This window comes from Aquicoccus porphyridii (assembly GCF_008369105.1).
GTDB lineage: Bacteria > Pseudomonadota > Alphaproteobacteria > Rhodobacterales > Rhodobacteraceae > Aquicoccus > Aquicoccus porphyridii.
In genome coordinates, this window is sequence record NZ_VINQ01000024.1 from 25909 (window position 1) to 43483 (window position 17575).

Genomic DNA, 17575 nt, shown 5'->3' on the forward strand with positions numbered 1-17575 from the left:
GTTTCGAAACGTGGCCCGATACCATGCCGGGACTGGACAAGAAGCGCTTGCTCGACACATACGATGTGTCGGATAGGCCAGCCTCATGCGCGGCACCAACCATGCGATCCGAAAGGAACCAAGTATGAAATCCGATGACAAGGCGCATGATGATTTGGCCGACGGGACCGACCGCAACTTCGTGATGGCGCTTGCCCGCGGGTTTGACGTGTTACGCAGCTTCAAGCCCACTGATCTGACGCTGACCAATCAGCAGATCGCATCACGCACAGGATTACCAAAACCCACGATCAGCCGTCTGACCTATACGCTTTGCAAACTGGGATACCTGGTCCATTGCGACAACGATAGCGCCTATCGTCTGGGTGCGGGTGTTCTGGCGCTCGGCTATAGTGCGCTGGCAGGGATGGACATCGCGGATCTGGCCAAGGAAGAGATGCGGAAACTGTGCGAGGGGCCAAATCGCTATGTCACTGCTGCGCTGGGCGAGCGCCACCGCCTGCAAATCGTGTATATGGCCGTAAGGCGCTCCAATCAGGCGGTATCGCTGACGATGGAGGTAGGTGCGCGCCTGCCCCTGTTTCAATCTGCCATCGGCCGGGCCGTTCTGGTGGCCATGTCGGAAGACGAACGCGCACACATGACCCATCTGGCGATAGATGAACGCCCCGACAAGGCCCAACAGATCCGGCAGGGGCTTGCCGAGGCATTGGAATGCTATGCCAAGTATGGGTTTACCACCTCCTTCGGATCCTGGCGGCCCGAGGTGAACGGAATCGCGGTCCCGGTTGTCTCGCTCAGCGGGGACAGGGTATTTGCGCTTAACGTCGGTGGGCCCTCGTTCATGGTGGAGCCAGAGGAGTTGATTTCCGAATATGGCCAGCGCCTGATCGCGGCGGGGCAAGAAATCGGCATGCGCCAGTCCAAGCGCGAAAAAGACTGATTGAGCCAGATCCGGAACATTTCGCAGCTGACCATAACTCCGCGCTCGGCCAGACGATCCTCAACATCACCGGTGCTCTGCGCGGAGTGAGAGACAGAACGATCGTCCCAACCGAGACGAATTCAAATTGGTCTGACGCCTCCGGCCGGCATACGAATGCATCGGTCCGACCCGGAAAGCGGCTCCGGCCGGACCGGTGTCACCTGATCTCGATCGGCGCCCTGCTGAGCACCTGCTGACCGCTCACGTCGAGAAAACGCAACTCATAAAGGCCCGGCGTGTCGGGCAATGTCAGGCGCAACGGCGGCGGCCCGTCGATCTTTTTCGCCAGCACCCAGGTGAAAATGGCCTGATCTCCGCGTGCCAGCGTGATCCGCTGGTCCGCGCTGTCGGCGCCACCGGTCCAGGATACCTCGATCACCGCGCCGGGCGCAGCGGCTTCAGGTGCCTGAAGGGTTGCCCCGGTGGAAAGTTGTGCATCCTCGGCCAACACCTCGACCGGTGCGCGCGCCAACACGCGCCTGCCCTCGTTCAAGACGTAGCGCAGTTCGTAGAGCCCGGGCGCATCGGGGGCCGACAGATCGGCCCGGGCAGCATTGCCCACACGCTTGAACTGACCACTGGTATCGTCCGGGCTGCCCCGCGGCACCAGGGTGACGTAGTCGCGCGGATGCACCGCGCCCGTCCATTCGACACGCAGTCGTTCACCGACTCGCAACTGTTCGGGCGCGCTCACTGTCACCTCAGGTTCGGTCACCTCGATGGTGGTGCGCGCCATCACCCGCCTGCCTTCGTCAAGTACGTAACGCACTTCGTAAAGCCCGGTATCGGCGGGCGCCTTCAGGCTCTTCGTGCCATCGGCACCGCCGGTCCGGAAATAGTTGCCGCTGGCATCGTCGTCGGCGCCCATCGGCACGATGGTGACGAAATCACGCGGATGCACCGTCCCCGTCCAACTGACATCGAAAGCGGCCCCGGTGAGCGTGGTGTCGGGGGCGCTCACTGTCACCTCGGGTTCGGTCACCTCGATTGTGGCGCGCGCCATCACCCGCCTGCCTTCGTCAAGTACGTAACGCACTTCGTAAAGCCCGGTATCGGCGGGCGCCTTCAGGCTCTTCGTGCCATCGTCGCCACCAGTCCGGAAATAGTTGCCGCTGGCATCGTCGTCGGCGCCCATCGGCACGATGGTGACGAAATCACGCGGATGCACCGTGCCCGTCCAACTGACGTCAAAGGCGGCCCCGGTGAGCGTGGTGTCGGGGGCGCTCACTGTCACCTCGGGTTCGGTCACCTCGATGGTGGTGCGCGCCATCACCCGCCTGCCTTCGTCAAGTACGTAACGCACTTCGTAAAGCCCGGTATCGGCGGGCGCCTTCAGGCTCTTCGTGCCATCGTCGCCGCCGGTCCGGAAATAGTTGCCGCTGGCATCGTCGTCGGCGCCCATCGGCACGATGGTGACAAAGTCACGCGGATGCACCGTGCCCGTCCAACTGACATCGAAGGCGGCCCCGGTGAGCGTGGTGTCGGGGGCCGAGAGACTAACCTCGGCGGCGATGACCTCGATCGCGGCGCGGCCCAGAGGTGTGTCGCCAGACTGGGGCATGTAGCGCAGTTCGTAGAGCCCGGTATCGGCGGGTGCGACCAAGGTGCCGCTGCTGCGATCACTCACGCGGACATAGGCGCCGCTGGCATCGTCGTCAGCGCCCATCGGCACGATGCTGACGTAGTCGCGCGGATTGTCACCGACGGGTGCCCATGACAGCGCGAACTCTGCCCCCTGCGTCACGCTTTGCGGTGCGGAAATTTCGATTTGCGGCCCCGGCTCGGATTCTGGTTCCGGCTCGGGTTCGGGTGGTGCCTGGGCGACCTCGGCGCCGACCGTACTCAGCGCGGCGCCCAGCGTTGCCGCGTCGTCGGCGGCGAGGAATTTACCGCCGGTTTCCTTGGCGATGCAGGCCAGCGACGCGGTATCCGCGCCTGCACCGAGGCCAAAGCCCACAACATGGGCAGTGAACGAAACGCCGGTACGTGCCAGCGTTGCAGCCAAGGCGCAGGGATCGCGGTCACAACTTTCCAGCCCGTCCGAGATAAGCAGAACCGTTGCCGGGCGGTCACGGAAGGAAAGCGCCTCGGCTGCCTGCTCCACCGCATCGGTCAGCGGCGTCTTGCCGGTCGGCGTGATGCGCGCGACATGATCAAGGAACGCCGCGCGGTCCAGCGGGGCGGGCGGCAGGATCACCTCGATATCGCCGCAATCACCGCGGCGGCGGTGACCATAGGCCATCAGGCCGACATTGGTGTCGGTGTCCAGTTCGGCGGTCAGGTTGCCGATCGCGTCGCGTGCAATCTCGATCTTGGCGGTGCCGTCAATCTGGCCCCACATCGAATTTGAGCCGTCGAAAACCACCATGACGTCGTCGGCGGCGTGGGCCGATAGAGCGGTCAACGAAAGCAGAAGCGATGAAAACAGAATGCGCATGTCAAATATCCCTCGCGTGTAAACAGGGCGTTGGGCCAAATTGTCGGCGCGTCGCTTGGCAGCCGGTCGATAATTCGTCGCACCAGAGCCAGATCGTCAAAAACGCGGTGCAGGTCATTCTCGATTTCACCGACCGGCGTGGTCAACACCACCACCTTGGGCCAACATTCCCCAAGCAGTATGAAGCTTGGGGGCAAGGTCGCGCGATCTTGCGCTCGGGTCAAGCGTGTTGGGTCGACGCCGACGGTCATGGCCCGAACAACGCGTGATTGCGTTCCTGATCAGGCTTTGCGTCATGAACACCATGACCCGTGTGTTGCCCCCTTCAGCTTAGCGCGCGTCCGAGCCACCAACCCCAGATGGCCGCTGCAGTGAGGGCCGTGAATCCGGTCAGTTCCACGATGACAGCGTATCGGGCGAACAGGGTCCAGAGGATCGGACCGGCGCCCAAGACCGCAAGGATTGTCGGCCCGACATTGTGGTGACGCCGGTAGCCCAGCGCCACAGCTCCGATCGTCAGCAGGGTAAAAAGGGCGATTGCAGCAGCCCAGATCCCCTCATCAGGATCGAGTGCGATCCCCAGCGCCGACAGGAGCGCCACCGCCGCGAGGGTGCCGTAGCAGGATAGCAACGCCAGAGCACTTGCGGCGAGGCCGAGCCAACCGGGGCCGGAACCGGGCCGGGTTGCGTGTTTCATCTGCGTGTCCTTGTCTTGCGCCGATCAGAAACACAGCGTGGCGGCCCCGGCCTGAATGCGCGCGTGCAGCGCGCTCGCGCCGACAATCTCAGCCCCCTCGATCAGGTCGCCCTCACCATAGCCGCGCGCCTTTACGCAGGGCGGGCAGGCCCAGAGCGTGCCGCCGCGCGACAGAAAATCGGCGACCAAGTCCTTTAGCGGGTCCATCGGATGCGCGTGGACAAGGTCGACAGCGCCGCGTCGGGCGATGTCCACTGCGTCAGTGGTCAGGAAAACCGATGCGCTCATTCCGGCGGTAAGCCCACCATTGACGATGGTAAAACCGACCGATGCGCGCTCGTCCGTCGGGCCGTGGCTCATCACGACTGCCAATTCATCTGCCATGTCTCGTCTCCTTTGCTTGACCGGCCCGGGTTTCACCGAATGTCCAGCGTGTCCGACAGCAATGCCTCGAAGGCGGGCCTTCCGGTTTCCACGGCTGCCTTCAGGCTGGGGGCGTCGGAAAGCTCGGTCATGAAACGAAGATCCAGCATGGACATCTCCGTACCGCCGTCTTCGGTCTCGTAGAAGGCCATGTTGCCGCATGGCATCATCGCCATGACGTGCAGGCCGGCAGCGACGATATCCCCACCCAGCGGCAGGTAGCAGATCTTCAACGCCGTAACGGCACCACCAGCCAGTCCGAACTCGGCCAGGAAGAGCCAGTCCTCGTTGATTTCGACCCGGTCACGGATGGCCGCGACCGCCTCGGCACGCTCCATGTCGAGATCATGGGTGATGAACATTCCGTCTGCCGCCACGGTTCCGGCCACAAGACCGATAGACGTTGCAAGACCTGTCAACATGCTTGCTCGTTTCATGGGTTCTGTTCCTCCGTATCGCCTGACTTGCCAAGATTGGCCGGGCGCAGCTCATACGCCTTGCAAACAAGGGTAGGTGATCGGGGCGGGACGAGCTTGGTGAAAGGTTGACGATTGTCTGCGCAAGTTCTGCAAACGGTGTAATGGCCTGAGAATGCAACGGATTGCAGGTACACAGCCTTCGCCGTTCCTCAGGGAATCCACACGACTCCCTCAAGCATGCGGATGCACAGCCGGGTAGAATGAACATGCCGAGCCACTGGGTTCAGTGGGCGGCAGGACGCTTCATCAAGAGAAAGGAGCACGCCATGAGCATGGCCGACTCGGAAACCCACGCCCCGCTCGAAGATACGGAATTCGTGCGGTTCTGGAACGAAGTCCTGGCACCGAAATTCACCCGCTTCCGCCATGTACTCGTGGGTGGGCTCACATATCACAGTGAAGCGGTGTTCCCGAAGTTGCCTGTCGGGGTCGGCGATCGTGTGCTCGACGTGGGCTGCGGCTGGGGCGACACGGCCATAAAACTCGCTCGGGTCGTCGGGCCCGAGGGCGAGGTGGTTGGAATCGACTGCTGTGATGCCTTTCTCGCCGATGCGAAGGCCGATTTGGCCGAGACGGATCTGACGAACGTGACCTTCCTGCGCGGCGATGCCGAGGTTACGCTGCCCGAAGGGAATTTCGACTTCGTCTTCGCGCGCTTCGGCACGATGTTCTTTGCCAATCCGGTGGCCGGTTTGCGCAACATGCGCCGCGCGCTGCGTCCAGGTGGGCGGATGGCGCATATCGTCTGGCGTGACCCGGCCGACAATCCATGGCTGTCGATGGCCAAAGACATTGTGCTGCAATATCTGCCGGCACCGGGCGAGGACGCGCGCACATGCGGACCCGGCCCATTCTCGATGGCAGACGAGGCGACGGTGCGCAAGATGATGGAGATCGCCGGCTACACCGATATCGCGTTCGAACGTGTCGACGCCCCGGTGCGCGTGGGCGACGACGTCGAGGATGCCATCGCCTTCCAGCTTGCCATCGGTCCGGCAGGCGAGGTCTTCCGTGAAGCCGGTGACCTGGCAGAACAGAAACGGCCCGAGATCGAAGCGGCGCTGGCCGAGGCCATCGGTGGCCAGGCGCGCGACTCAGACGGCATCGTGATCGACAGCTCATCTTGGGTGATCAGCGCGCGAAACCCCGGCAACTGAGACGCTGTGATCGAAGCCCACGTTGAGCCGAGGGGCCAGATCCGCTACACTTCCAGTATTCGTCAAACATGCGGTGCGGTCGCAAAAGACCGGGTCGCCGAAGAAGGGACGAGATGGCTTCGCGGGAGGCCACAGATACGGACATGATTGGGCGCATTCCCGATGACCTGGAGGGCGCCCAGGCATCGAATGCGCGCAACAAACCCATCGAGTCCCTTCGGTTCGGCCCGTTCGAGTTGGATTTCAACCGCTACGAGCTGCGCCGCGAGGGTGCGCTCGTCGCGCTTGAGCCGCGCACCTTTGATCTGGTTGCGTTGCTCGCGCGCAATCGCGGCCGTACCGTAACACGTGACGAAATCTTCCGCGAAGTCTGGCCCGGGCGCTTCGTCTCCGATGCCGCACTCAGCAGCCAGATCCGATCGGCCCGTAAGGCGCTGGGCGACGACGGCACGCGCCAAGCGGTCATCGCCACCGTCCATGGCCGCGGCTTTAGATTGCGCAACGCCACGGTCACGCTCAATCCTGCGCCGAACACCCCGATCGCGCCGGATCACCGGGAGAACACCGCCCCCTGCATCGCGGTGTTACCCTGTGCCGCGCCGGGCGACGATGGACGGGGAGCGGTGATCGCCGGGGGCCTGACCGAGGATCTCATCAACGCGCTCGCACGCAATCGCTGGATGCGCGTCGTTGCCCGCAATGCCGCCTTCGCACTGGGGCGGTCGGGCGAACCGCTTGATGAGGTTCTGCATCGGTTGGGGGCAGATTATGCCGTAACGGGAAGTGTGCGCCTTGCTGGCGACCGAGTCCGCGTCTCGATCCGCCTCACGGAGGCGCCGGGCTTGCGCTGCATCTGGTCGGATCGATTCGACCGCAATCTTTGCGACATCTTCGATCTTCAGGATGAGCTTTCGGGTCTCGTTGCCGCGCGCATCGCCAGCCAGCTCGGCATCAGCGAACAGAAGCGAGCGGCGCGGCTCAGGCCCGCCAACCTGGGCGCATGGGAACTCTACCAACTCGGGACTGCCGAGTTCTATCGATTCACCGGCGAGGGCAACCGGCGCTGTCAGGATCTGATGCGTCAGTCGCTGGCGCGTGCGCCCGGCTTTGCGGAACCCTATGCCCGGCTGGCCTATGCGATGGTGCTTGAAAGTGTCTATTTCGAAGGGCCGACAGACGGAGCCCACCTGGACGAGGCGTTGCGACTGGCCGAACGTTCCGTGGCGCTGGACGAGCAGGAGGCCAACACCCTTTTCGCGTTGGGGCGGGTGCAACTGGCGCGCGGCGAATACGGGCTGGCGATCGACGCGCTCGAAACCGCGCTCGACCTTAATCCCTGCCACGCCCTGTCACATTGCGGGCTGGGAGACTCACTTGTCTCGGACGGCCGGCCCGAGGCCGCCATTCCCAGCTTCGAGCGCGCGCTGGCGCTCAGCCCGCACGACCCGTTTCGCTGGGCCTTCATGGCCTATCGCTCGCTCGCTCACATGTTCCTCGGCGACCATGCGGCGGCCGTGCACTGGGCGCGTAGCGCGACACTGGTGCCCAACGCGCATTATTGGGCACGCGCCAAACTGGTCTCGTGGTTGACTCATTCCGGCGACATTGCCATGGCGCGCGCAAACGTCCCGGCGCTGATGCGCACATGCCCCGGCTTTACCCGCGATTTTGCACGTTCGCGGCTCTTCTTCGTGCGCGATCCCACGCACCTGGAGTTCTTTCTGGATGGGCTTCGCCGCGCGGGTGTACCGTAAGCCCTCACCTGATCGAGGTGATCGCCCTGGTGGCCCATGACCTCAGCTTGGCCGACAAGGCAGCGGATGACGTTCAGTCGGTCGCCCGCTTGAGATAACGCCCCGCGCAACCGCTGGCGAGTGTTCGATTGCGCGACATTGCATCGAGGCATCTAGATTTCTGAGCCAGTTCTCAGCCTGCGTCACTAGAAGTCCAGAACTGACGGTAACCACAACGCGATGCCGGGAAACAGGAACACCAGCGCCAGCCCAAGCAGCTGCAGCACCACAAAAGGCCCGACCGAACGGTAGATGTCGCCCATGGTCACATCCTTCGGGAGCACCCCCTTCAGCCAGAAGAGCACGAACCCGAATGGCGGCGTCAGATAGGCGATCTGGATCGCTACGATGAACAACGCGCCGAACCAAAGTTTATCGACACCGAGCGGCTCAAGTATCGGCACGAAAAGCGGCGTGCAAAGCATGATGATGGCCCAATCATCCATGAACATGCCCAGCACCACGATGATTGCCATCATCATGATCAGGATTCCGTTGGTGCCGCCAGGCATGGACAGCACCAACTGCGTCAACAGATCCTGACTGCCCATCGTGTTGAAGATATTGAGAAAGATCGTTGCGGCAATCAGAATCCATAACCCCATGCCGGTCAACATGATCGTGGAGGACAAGGATTCGCGCAGCACCTGCCATGTCAGGCGACCATAGATCAGGTTGATCAGGAAAGCCCCGGCGGCACCAAAGGCCGCAGCTTCGGCCGGTGTCGCGATCCCACCCCAGATGACACCCAGCACGATGAAGATCAGCACCGCGAACGGCCAGATATTCATGACTGAGCGCGCCTTTTCGCGTGCCGTGAACCGTTTGTCAGCCGGCAACGCTGGCCCGATATGCGGCTGCAGGCGGCAGCGGATACCGATGTATATGCCATAGAAGGTCGCCAGCATCAGGCCCGGCACCACCCCGGCCAGAAAGAGATCGCCAATCGATACCTTGGCCAGCAGCCCGTAGAAAATGAATGGCACGCTGGGTGGGATCAGCGCGCCCAGCGCGCCACCGGCCGCGATGGCACCGATCGCGATGGACCGGTCGTAACCGTATTTCATCATCGAGGGGTAGGCAATTTGCGCCATGGTTATCGTGGCTGGCGGCGTGATCCCGGTAACGGCAGCAAAGATAGTGCAGACCTTGACCGTCCCGATGGCAAGGCCACCATGGATATGCCCAATGAGTTTGTAGACCGCGTCATAAGCAGCCTCGGCAATGCCAGAGAAACGGATCAGGCTGCCCATAAACAAGAATAGCGGCACTGTAACCAGGATCGTTGTCCAAGGGGTTGAGTAGAACGCGCTAGGCACCGCCATGAGTGCACGCGGTTCGATGATCATGCCAAATAGAACTGCTACCCCGCCCAACCCGAAAGCAACGGGCAGTCCCATGAACAGGACGATGAATAAAACGATGAAGTAAAGCGCCGTGATGAGTTCCAGGCTCATGTGTTTCCCCAAGCTGGGTGGCAGCCGGTCTGGCAAGCCATGCTGTTTTAGATCACCCAGGTCGCCCGCATCCGCAGCAGGTACACCCGCCTGTCCCTCAGAATACACCGGGCAGATGGCGTTGCCACACTGACGGGGGTCTCAGGGTTTTCTTGTGCTGGCACGCCGACCCTTGATGTAACGCGGGTCGGCGTCCCGTTTTCTTGCCATGCTTGTGGGCCTTTCGGCACATCACGAGCCAGCATGCCCGAGGTGGCGGGACTCAGTACAACCCGGCCTCTCGCAGATAGTCAGTCCACAGTTCGACTCCACGCGCGGTCAGTTCGGACTGGGCGGCAACCTGCGGCCAGACCTCGGCGATCGAGACGGCACGCATGCGCGCCACTTCCTCGTCCGACAAGTGGATGACCTCGCCTCCGGCATCGACCAGATCCTGTAGCGCCTCTTCGACCCCTTCGGCATGCATCTCGCTGGTCTTGAAGTAGACCTCTTCGAAGACGCCATCGATCTGCTCACGTTGCCAGTCCGTCAGGGCGTTCCAGGCATCCAGGTTGATGAAGATTTCCTGATGCTGCGCCGGGTTCCAGCCGGGCATGATGGCGTAGTCCACGACTTCGTGAAAGGACATGTCGTTGATGCCACCGGTGTCCCAATAGGTGCCCTCGACCGTACCCAGGCGGATGGCGGTGTAGATATCGCCCGCGCCCATCGACACGGGCGAGCCGCCCATGGTGGAGTGGAATATCGCCTGTGGCCCGCCTGCCCGCATCGGCCGCCCGGCCAGATCGTCAAGGCTATCGACCCGGAACTTGGTGAACATGGCATTCGGGCCCTGATTGCTCCAGCCCGCCCAGTAGAGGTTGCGCGACATCGCGGCCTCCTGGACCAGTTCGCCGATCCGATAATCAGGGTCGCCCCACATCGCCTCCCACGCTTGTTCGGTGGTTTCGGCACCCATTGCCATGCCGAAGGCAAGCATCCCCTCAGGCATGTCGCCGCCATAGACGGTGGCCCAGCAAGCGGTGACATCAATCGCGCCGGCGATGGTTGCTCCGAACGCCTCACCGCCGCTGATCAGGGCGCCTGCGGGTTCCAGCCGAATCTGAACGGTGCCCTCGGTCGCCTCTTCTACGGCTTCGATCCAGGGAACAACGCCATTGTCCCAGCCGGCATCGGTCTGGTCAAAACAGGGCTGGAACACCCAGTTGGTGACGCTATCGGGGGGCCCATGATCGTCACTCAGCGCGATGGTCGTGGACAACGCCAAAGCGCCAGTCGCCAGGCATCCTGCCTTCCACATCTGTCTTGATCTCGTCATCGTTATTCTCCTCTGCTGGTTGGTTAGTCCTGTCCTTTTCGGGTGGCCCAATCCTCAGTTCTCTTCCGGCGGATGCTCGGCCACGACAATCAGCACATTGCGCACAAAATTGCGGATCAGCATGATCAGCACCAGTGCCGCCCCCACGGGGATTGCCGCCTTGATCGGATACAACGGGATCGGCACGGCGGTTGGCGTTACTTGGCCAAGCCGCAAGGACAACTGTGCCGCATCTATGCCTTTCGTGATGAGAACATAGAGAAACAGAAAGCTGATGGCGGAGGTCACGATATCCAGAATCGCCCGGTTGCGCCTGGATGCATTAGCATAGAACACGTCCAGCTTCACAAAAGCGTCGTACTTGATCGCATAGGCACCGCCAACGCAGGCCATCAGTACCATGGCAGCCTGCATGGTGGTGCCGATCCAAAGCGATTGCTGGTTCATCACATAGCGCAGGAAGACATCGGTCACGCCCAGCACCATGCAATAAAGTACAAGCAGCCAGCCAATCCAACCTGCGGCCTCTGCAATCGCGTCTATCAGTTTCTCAACACCGCGCAAAAATATCACAGGGTTCTGCCCCACTGATTGTGCCCGCTATTTGCCCTTCCAGGACATGCATGCCGGGTGTCAGGCAACCATGCCAAAGGACCATGGCAGTGTCGGGGCAGCACTACAAATATCGACATCTCCAAGAGACGTCCGCTCACCAACACCAAAAGTGTGGCCTAATTTTACCAACCGATCAAGTATCGCAAGTTTCAGCGGGAATCCATGTTCACTGAGGATGGAAGACTGCTCGCGGGGAAGATTGCCGCCCTCTTGCGCCTGGCCGGGCGGGTTCGTTCCCGTTTTCCTCACGCAGGCTGCGCCGCGACAGAGGACCCTGGCCATTCAGATGCGGTATCGTCATGCCAACAGGACGCCGGGCCTGCTCGCGGGCAGCACCGGGATCTCAAATTCCGCAACGATGGCGAATGACCGGCTTGCGAAACGGACAAAAGGTCCATGTTTTCGCAATATTGTGGTCAGCAATGATCGGGAGAAATGGTGCCCAGGAGAGGCATCCAATTCCTATATATTGGGGTGCCGTGGTGCGCCGAAAATTCCCACAACTTATAAAAATAAGGGTTTTTCTGCCCCAGACTGTTCCATTCTGACCCGTTGTATGCCATATCTAGGGGTGGATACAGAGGTGGACAGCGAATGGCACGCCCCAAGCACAAGCTCACAAGCGCAGAACTCAAGGCCAAGGCCCCCGGCAAGCATTCCGATGGTGGCGGCCTTTGGTTCCACATGCGGCCCGACGGCGGCGCGCAATGGTTCCTGCGCTACACGATATTCGGACGGCGGCATGAAATGGGGCTGGGCAGCTTTCCCGCCGTTTCGCTGAAAGAGGCGCGCGCGGAAGCCGAGCGGTGGCAAGCGGTCGTGCGCGAAGGCAAGGATGCCATCAAGGAACGCGAACGCCAGCGCAGGGCGGCAGAGCAGAACCTGCATGTCCTGAATGACATTGCCCGCGATGCCTTCGAGAGCCGCAAGGCGGACCTCAAAGGCGATGGCAAGGCGGGCCGGTGGTTCAGCCCGCTTGAACTGCACGTCCTGCCCAAACTGGGCAAGATGCCCGTGTCGCAGATCGAACAGCGCGATATCCGCGACACCCTGGCCCCCATCTGGCACACAAAGGCCGACACGGCACGCAAGGCCATGAACCGGCTGTCCATCTGCCTACGCCATGCGGCGGCGCTGGGGCTGGATGTGGACTTGCAGGCCACCGACAAGGCCAAGGCCCTGTTGGGCAAGCAACGGCACAAGGCCCAGAACATTCCCGCCTTGCCGTGGCAGGACGTGCCCGCGTTCTACCAGTCGCTGGACGGCGGATCGGTCACGGAACTGGCGCTGCGCTTGCTCATCCTGACGGCGGTGCGCAGCTATCCGCTCCGCTTCCTGCACCTTGACCAGATCGACGGTGATACCTGGACCATCCCCGCAGAGGCCATGAAAGGCCGCGTGGGCGCGACCAGCGATTTCCGGGTGCCGTTGTCGCAGGAGGCGCAGAAGGTGATTGCAGAGGCCGCCCCGTTCGCCCGTGACGGCTTCCTGTTTCCGGGCGTGCGCAAGGGCGTGATTTCCGACATGACCATGGGCAAGTTCATGGAACGGCGCGGGATGCTGGCACGCCCGCATGGCTTTCGCAGTTCGTTTAGGGATTGGCTGGCAGAGGCCACCAATGCGCCGCATGACGTGGCGGAGACGGCGCTGTGTCACGTGGTGGGCGGATCGGTCGAACGGAGTTACCGGCGGACAGACTATCTTGAGCAGCGGCGCGCGCTAATGGAGCGGTGGGCTAAACTAGCAACTAGCAACTCGAACGTTGTCAGGTTGACCGCGACATGAATTACTTGGCCAATTTATTGGGCATTGCCGGAACTCTTGAGCCTCCTGACATTCGCGGCGAAGAAAAATTGCCGACCGCGCTGTCCTACGCTGTTGAAGTAATGGGCCCATGGATACGGCGGGGTGAGGTATACATACCGTTCATTGACGCCCCAGTGATGGAGGCATTGGCAAACTTCCAAGCCGTTCACCAGACTGTGGGCTACGATAACGAAAGCAAGGAATTGGTTGGCTACAAGACTTCGGACATCAGTCTAGAACAATGGCAGGGCCACTTTCGTCAAAGCGCAAGAGCAGCGCAGTACATTCGACTCAGGTTGGCCGTGAACATCGAAAACGGTTATCCGATGCCAAAGCCTGCGAAACAGTTCGCCGGTATGCTTGCCAATGGTATGGCCGATCCACCGGCCCCGAAAAAGAAGAAATCTCAGCGGCACCGAGATACCCTACTTGCTGGCGTGGCAAAGAAGATATCTGCCGCATTCGGCCTGCCGCTAGGAGCAACAAAATCTCGCCTCTCTCAAGAGCCACCGCCGATTTGTGCCTGCGTCATCGCAGCGGCAGCGCTTCATGGACACGGCATATCCGTCGCGTTTCCGCGTGCCGACGCAATTTGCCGAAAAACTGACTTACCTATTGAAATTGCAGCGACAAGCTACGTTTTCAAGCCCTTAAACTTGCGCCCGATCAAGAACCGCCTTGCGCTAATCCCACCGGACGAGTTCCGAGCGGATGCACAAAAGCAGTATGCGGATCAGTATGACCGGGCAGCGCGGCGACTGGGTAGCGCGTTACCTAGGTTGCCCCCGGAACAATAGGGGGCGATAGATAATCAACGACAGGATAAGTTGAGCACCGAGGTAAGCACCGGGGCAAAGTAGGGCGCCGGCCAACCAAGGAGTCAACCAATGCGCTATTTAACATTCAGCGACCTTCAGAAAAAACTCGGGGGCCGAGGCCGCACGACCATCTACCGCGATGTCGAACTGGGCCGACTTCCGAAGCCTGTGAAAATCGGCGGACGCCTCTACTGGGCCGAAACCGATATCGACGCCGCAATCGCGGCACATGCGGCGTAAGACCCGCTCAACCCTCTGCGCGGACGCAGGGCGGATCGAGCGGGAATATATCTTAGCCGATACCCCTCTCACATACGCCCAGCGCCTTCGTGGATCAACCATGGAGGCCAAGAATGGCTGACAAAACGAACTGGGGCGCTGCCCCATACGACATTCATCCGAAGGAGGGCAAGACGAGCCGCGTCGTTGTCACAGGGCGCGACCGTTGGGCGCTGGAGGCGCTCATAGCGGCTGGTCCTAATGGCTGCACGCCCATCGAGACGCCCGGCCCGCGCTGGAGCGGATATGTCCACAACCTGCGCAAGTTGGGTGTGCCCATAGAAACGGTCACAGAGGCCCATGACGGGCCGTTCGCTGGCACTCATGCCCGCTACATCCTGCGCGCACGTGTGACACGCTCAGAGGGGCATATGGCATGATACGGCGTGACGAGCACCGCGCTGCCCCGCGCGACGAGTTTGAGCGTCGCATCCGTCACCAGTTCGGACTTTCCCGCCCCATCGCGCGGGCCATCTCAGAACTGCGCTATTCTGGCGACGTATAGATGGTCGGAAAGCTATACAGGAAAGGCAAGAGGGGCGCTGGGCGGCATGTCCAGCTCCCCGAATACCTGCAAGCAAGCGAAGCGTGGGCCAGCCTAAGCCCTGGCCCGCGCGCGCTCTACATCGAGTTGAAACGCCGGTTCAACGGGCACAACAATGGCCGGATCATCCTGAGCCACCGGCAGGCCGCCGAAGCCATCAATGTCAGCCGAAACACGGTTGGGCCATACTTCAAGGAGCTGGAGGCACGCGGGCTGATAGCGATGACCCAAGGCCCGCACCTTGGCCCTTCCGGCATCGGACAGGCAGCACTATGGGCACTGCAGGAGATACCCACGGCGGACCGTAAGCCTGCGACCAAGGGGTTTCTAAATTGGCCTAAAATAGAAAACCCTCGCCCAAAATCTGGGACGCCCCGTCCCAATGGCTGTGACACTCGGGCCGGTAATCCGGGGTCAGAACGCGGGACCGTCCCAAAATTTGGGGCAGGAGGTTGAAATTTGGCAATGTCTCCGATGCCCAGAAACCGTGACACATATACATCTAGCCATAGGCAATTGCGTTTTGATGCTCAGCGAAGCAAGCTGAGATATGCGGCATGCAGCTGGCGCACAAACTTCCGAGCTGGCAATCTGTTCGGCTCGACGTGAACCGATGACGGACGGCAACGGAAACGCCATGGGCAACGACACGACTTGGATAGTGACAATCTTTCTGGTCATCGGGGCAATAGTTCTGGGCCTTTTGGCACTGTACTTGGCTTTCCTAGTACTGGTCGCGGGCTTCATGGGGGCAGCGTGGATGTTCGCATACGCCGCAGCACAGGGCTTTTTGGGTGTTGTCGCTTATGTCGCTGCCTGGGTGTTTCTCTTTCCCTTCATGGCGATTGCTTCGCTTGGCCTTGGTGCGGTACTCTTATGGAGCTTCTATTGGGAAGAACGAGCATCGCGCGGTGCCCGCATTGAGCCCAAGGTGCCGTTTCATAAGCGTCTCGTAGCTTGGTTGAAGAATGAGAATGTACATGCGCCAACGCCGCCTAGTGACCCCGAAGAGCGATACAAATGGGCTAACAGGTTGCCGCCCTACGACTAGGGCGAAAAGGATTTTTCTCAGGAAGCCAAGCTATTAGATGGTACATCTGATAGTCCAAGACATACCATTTCCCTAATGATTTCGACAAAATCTGGAGGCGGGCATGGGTGGCATAGGCAGTGGACGATGCTGGCGCTGGGACGCCAAGAGCACGACAAACGACTATCGCAGCATCGACGTCCGGCGCTGGGCGCGTGAGGGGTTTCTGGAGCCGGGGCGCTTGTTCGGCTGGCAATGGTCTATCGACGACGAGACGGTCGCCAGCATTCAGGCGCGGTCAGAGCCGGGGCGTGTACGCCTCATATATCGAAGCCGGAGCCATGGCGATGAATGGGAGAGTCTGGACTATCCCGTGCGCCTTCTGACGACGCCATGCCACTACGGCGGGCATCGCACTTGGTTCGCCTGCCCAGCGCGGGGATGCGGACGCCGCGTTGCGGTGCTCTACGGCGGCCGGATTTTCGCCTGCCGTCATTGCTACCAACTCGCCTATCCGTCGCAGCGGGAAAAGTCCTTCGAGCGCAGCCAGCGACGGGTGGAGAAAATCCAAGAGCGGCTGGGCTGGAGCGCGGACCCGGAGTTGATGTACGGCCAGAAGCCCAAGGGGATGCACTGGCGAACCTATCACCGCCTGGTGGAAGAAATGGAGCATTGGGACCGCGAGTCGGGCCTTGGCTTCATGGTGTATGTGGCGGAAAGGTTCGGCGGACTTGAGCTGTAGGGTAACAGCATGAACCTCTACATCCTGACAGGTCCAGAGCTAAAATCCCTGCGCCGGAACTTCGGCATCAATCAGACCCGTATGGCCGAACTGATTGGAACCACTCGTCAAACCATCAGCTACTGGGAAAGAAAGGTCTTGCCCTTCACCCGCTACGACATGCGCTACGGTAGACCCAATGAAATGCTGCAAGCGTTGGGCGTCGATTTGCAAGATTTTCAGACCTCGCCACGCGCGCGGGGGGATGGGGTCTTACAGGGCTGGCGGGACTGGGAACAGGAGCGGTTGGACAGGGAAAACGACCGGCTTCATCGCAAAGCACAGGATATTGCGGCGCGCTACCGGCAACCTTGCGGGGCCACGACACGGAAGGGCCAGCCGTGCCGCCTACTGTCCGAACCGGGCAAGCGCCGGTGCAAGTTTCACGGCGGGAAGTCGACTGGCCCCCGGACGCCCGAGGGCAAGGCGCGGATTTCTGAGGCGCAGCGGAAGCGGTGGGCTGCTTATTGACGGGCTTTCGCGTTGGGTGTGTGCAGCAGCGCAATTTAGCAGCGCGATGGCGTGGGAGAAAGATTTCGAAGCGCCGCCGCCACACAGCTTGTCGCCAAACCGCAAAGGGTGGATATTGGGGTGGATACAGGCAGAGGTAATCTCTAATTATATTGTAAATTCAATAATTTACGGGTCGTTAATGGTGCCCAGGAGAGGACTCCTATATTTCTGTCAACTATTTGTAGTTTATAGATCAATCCCCGTGTGGTTTTGCCAAATACCCCTAAATGATACCCCCAAAACGCTATTTATTGAGAGGTTCGAAGCCCTTACAGGGACCATATTTCATTCGCTTGGCTGTCAATCGGCATCCAAAGCTGACCCCCTATCGGCATTCAAAATTGACCCCTTTGAGCTGAGCAGGCCCGGCGCTGCGTAGCCCTCACATAGCGCAGCGGCGGCGGGCCTGCGGGGGTCCGGGTTGGCGCTATGCGCGGTTCTTG

Annotated in this window: 18 protein-coding genes; 10 read left to right on the top strand and 8 right to left on the bottom strand. The window is 61.0% G+C overall.

Annotation, left to right across the window (positions count from 1 at the left end; genetic code table 11):
* Nucleotides 1-124 precede the first annotated feature (124 nt).
* Nucleotides 125-943, top strand: a complete 819-nt coding sequence (locus tag FLO80_RS19860; protein WP_111369272.1) for an IclR family transcriptional regulator — start codon at nucleotides 125-127, stop codon at nucleotides 941-943.
* A 199-nt stretch (nucleotides 944-1142) separates the two neighbouring features.
* Here the strand turns inward: FLO80_RS19860 and FLO80_RS19865 are convergent, their stop codons facing one another.
* The 5 genes from FLO80_RS19865 to FLO80_RS19885 form a co-directional block, all read right to left on the bottom strand.
* Nucleotides 1143-3422 carry a vWA domain-containing protein gene (locus FLO80_RS19865; protein WP_149187088.1) on the bottom strand — a complete coding sequence of 760 codons (2280 nt, stop codon included), beginning with the start codon at nucleotides 3420-3422 and terminating at the stop codon, nucleotides 1143-1145.
* Nucleotides 3386-3673, bottom strand: coding sequence for a hypothetical protein (locus FLO80_RS19870; RefSeq protein ID WP_146611094.1), 288 nt, complete (start codon nucleotides 3671-3673; stop codon nucleotides 3386-3388). The genes FLO80_RS19865 and FLO80_RS19870 overlap by 37 nt, the downstream gene beginning before the upstream one ends.
* 74 nt (nucleotides 3674-3747) lie before the next feature.
* The gene (locus tag FLO80_RS19875; protein ID WP_111369487.1) at nucleotides 3748-4119 is read right to left on the bottom strand and encodes a MerC family mercury resistance protein; all 372 of its coding nucleotides are present in this window, start codon (nucleotides 4117-4119) and stop codon (nucleotides 3748-3750) included.
* A gap of 24 nt (nucleotides 4120-4143) precedes the next feature.
* The gene (locus FLO80_RS19880; RefSeq protein ID WP_111369485.1) at nucleotides 4144-4503 is read right to left on the bottom strand and encodes a DsrE family protein; all 360 of its coding nucleotides are present in this window, start codon (nucleotides 4501-4503) and stop codon (nucleotides 4144-4146) included.
* 32 nt (nucleotides 4504-4535) lie between these two features.
* Nucleotides 4536-4979 (bottom strand): DUF302 domain-containing protein, encoded by a 444-nt coding sequence (locus FLO80_RS19885; protein ID WP_111369483.1) that lies wholly within the window; start codon nucleotides 4977-4979, stop codon nucleotides 4536-4538.
* Nucleotides 4980-5287: 308 nt separating this feature from the next.
* Between FLO80_RS19885 and FLO80_RS19890 the strand changes: the two genes are divergently transcribed.
* Complete coding sequence (locus FLO80_RS19890; protein ID WP_223145522.1) at nucleotides 5288-6178, top strand: class I SAM-dependent methyltransferase; 891 nt, start codon at nucleotides 5288-5290, stop codon at nucleotides 6176-6178.
* 113 nt (nucleotides 6179-6291) lie between these two features.
* Nucleotides 6292-7932, top strand: a complete 1641-nt coding sequence (locus FLO80_RS19895) for a winged helix-turn-helix domain-containing tetratricopeptide repeat protein (protein WP_188078363.1) — start codon at nucleotides 6292-6294, stop codon at nucleotides 7930-7932.
* Between the two features lie 185 nt (nucleotides 7933-8117).
* On the opposite strand, the gene FLO80_RS19900 is transcribed toward FLO80_RS19895, so the two are convergent.
* From FLO80_RS19900 to FLO80_RS19910, 3 genes are all read right to left on the bottom strand, one after another.
* The gene (locus tag FLO80_RS19900) at nucleotides 8118-9428 is read right to left on the bottom strand and encodes a TRAP transporter large permease (RefSeq protein WP_111369479.1); all 1311 of its coding nucleotides are present in this window, start codon (nucleotides 9426-9428) and stop codon (nucleotides 8118-8120) included.
* A gap of 262 nt (nucleotides 9429-9690) precedes the next feature.
* Entirely contained in the window at nucleotides 9691-10746 is a 1056-nt protein-coding gene (locus FLO80_RS19905) for a TRAP transporter substrate-binding protein (RefSeq protein ID WP_111369477.1), read from the bottom strand.
* Between the two features lie 54 nt (nucleotides 10747-10800).
* Nucleotides 10801-11334: a TRAP transporter small permease subunit gene (locus FLO80_RS19910; protein ID WP_146611093.1), complete on the bottom strand. Its 534-nt coding sequence runs from the start codon at nucleotides 11332-11334 to the stop codon at nucleotides 10801-10803.
* Nucleotides 11335-11955: 621 nt separating this feature from the next.
* Between FLO80_RS19910 and FLO80_RS19915 the strand changes: the two genes are divergently transcribed.
* The 7 genes from FLO80_RS19915 (at nucleotide 11956) to FLO80_RS19950 (ending at nucleotide 17090) form a co-directional block, all read left to right on the top strand.
* Nucleotides 11956-13146, top strand: coding sequence for a tyrosine-type recombinase/integrase (locus FLO80_RS19915; RefSeq protein ID WP_111369473.1), 1191 nt, complete (start codon nucleotides 11956-11958; stop codon nucleotides 13144-13146).
* Nucleotides 13143-13964 carry a hypothetical protein gene (locus tag FLO80_RS19920; RefSeq protein ID WP_111369471.1) on the top strand — a complete coding sequence of 274 codons (822 nt, stop codon included), beginning with the start codon at nucleotides 13143-13145 and terminating at the stop codon, nucleotides 13962-13964. Before FLO80_RS19915 ends, FLO80_RS19920 begins: the two co-directional genes overlap by 4 nt.
* Nucleotides 13965-14054: 90 nt before the next feature.
* Nucleotides 14055-14225, top strand: a complete 171-nt coding sequence (locus FLO80_RS19925; RefSeq protein ID WP_111369469.1) for a helix-turn-helix transcriptional regulator — start codon at nucleotides 14055-14057, stop codon at nucleotides 14223-14225.
* Nucleotides 14226-14338: 113 nt separating this feature from the next.
* Nucleotides 14339-14644 (top strand): winged helix domain-containing protein, encoded by a 306-nt coding sequence (locus FLO80_RS19930; RefSeq protein ID WP_111369467.1) that lies wholly within the window; start codon nucleotides 14339-14341, stop codon nucleotides 14642-14644.
* Nucleotides 14645-15421: 777 nt separating this feature from the next.
* Nucleotides 15422-15859, top strand: a complete 438-nt coding sequence (locus FLO80_RS19940) for a hypothetical protein (RefSeq protein ID WP_111369465.1) — start codon at nucleotides 15422-15424, stop codon at nucleotides 15857-15859.
* A 103-nt stretch (nucleotides 15860-15962) separates the two neighbouring features.
* Nucleotides 15963-16580, top strand: coding sequence for a hypothetical protein (locus tag FLO80_RS19945; protein WP_111369463.1), 618 nt, complete (start codon nucleotides 15963-15965; stop codon nucleotides 16578-16580).
* Between the two features lie 9 nt (nucleotides 16581-16589).
* On the top strand, nucleotides 16590-17090 hold the full coding sequence (locus tag FLO80_RS19950) for a helix-turn-helix domain-containing protein (protein WP_111369461.1): 501 nt from the start codon (nucleotides 16590-16592) through the stop codon (nucleotides 17088-17090).
* The last annotated feature ends 485 nt before the right edge of the window (nucleotides 17091-17575 follow it).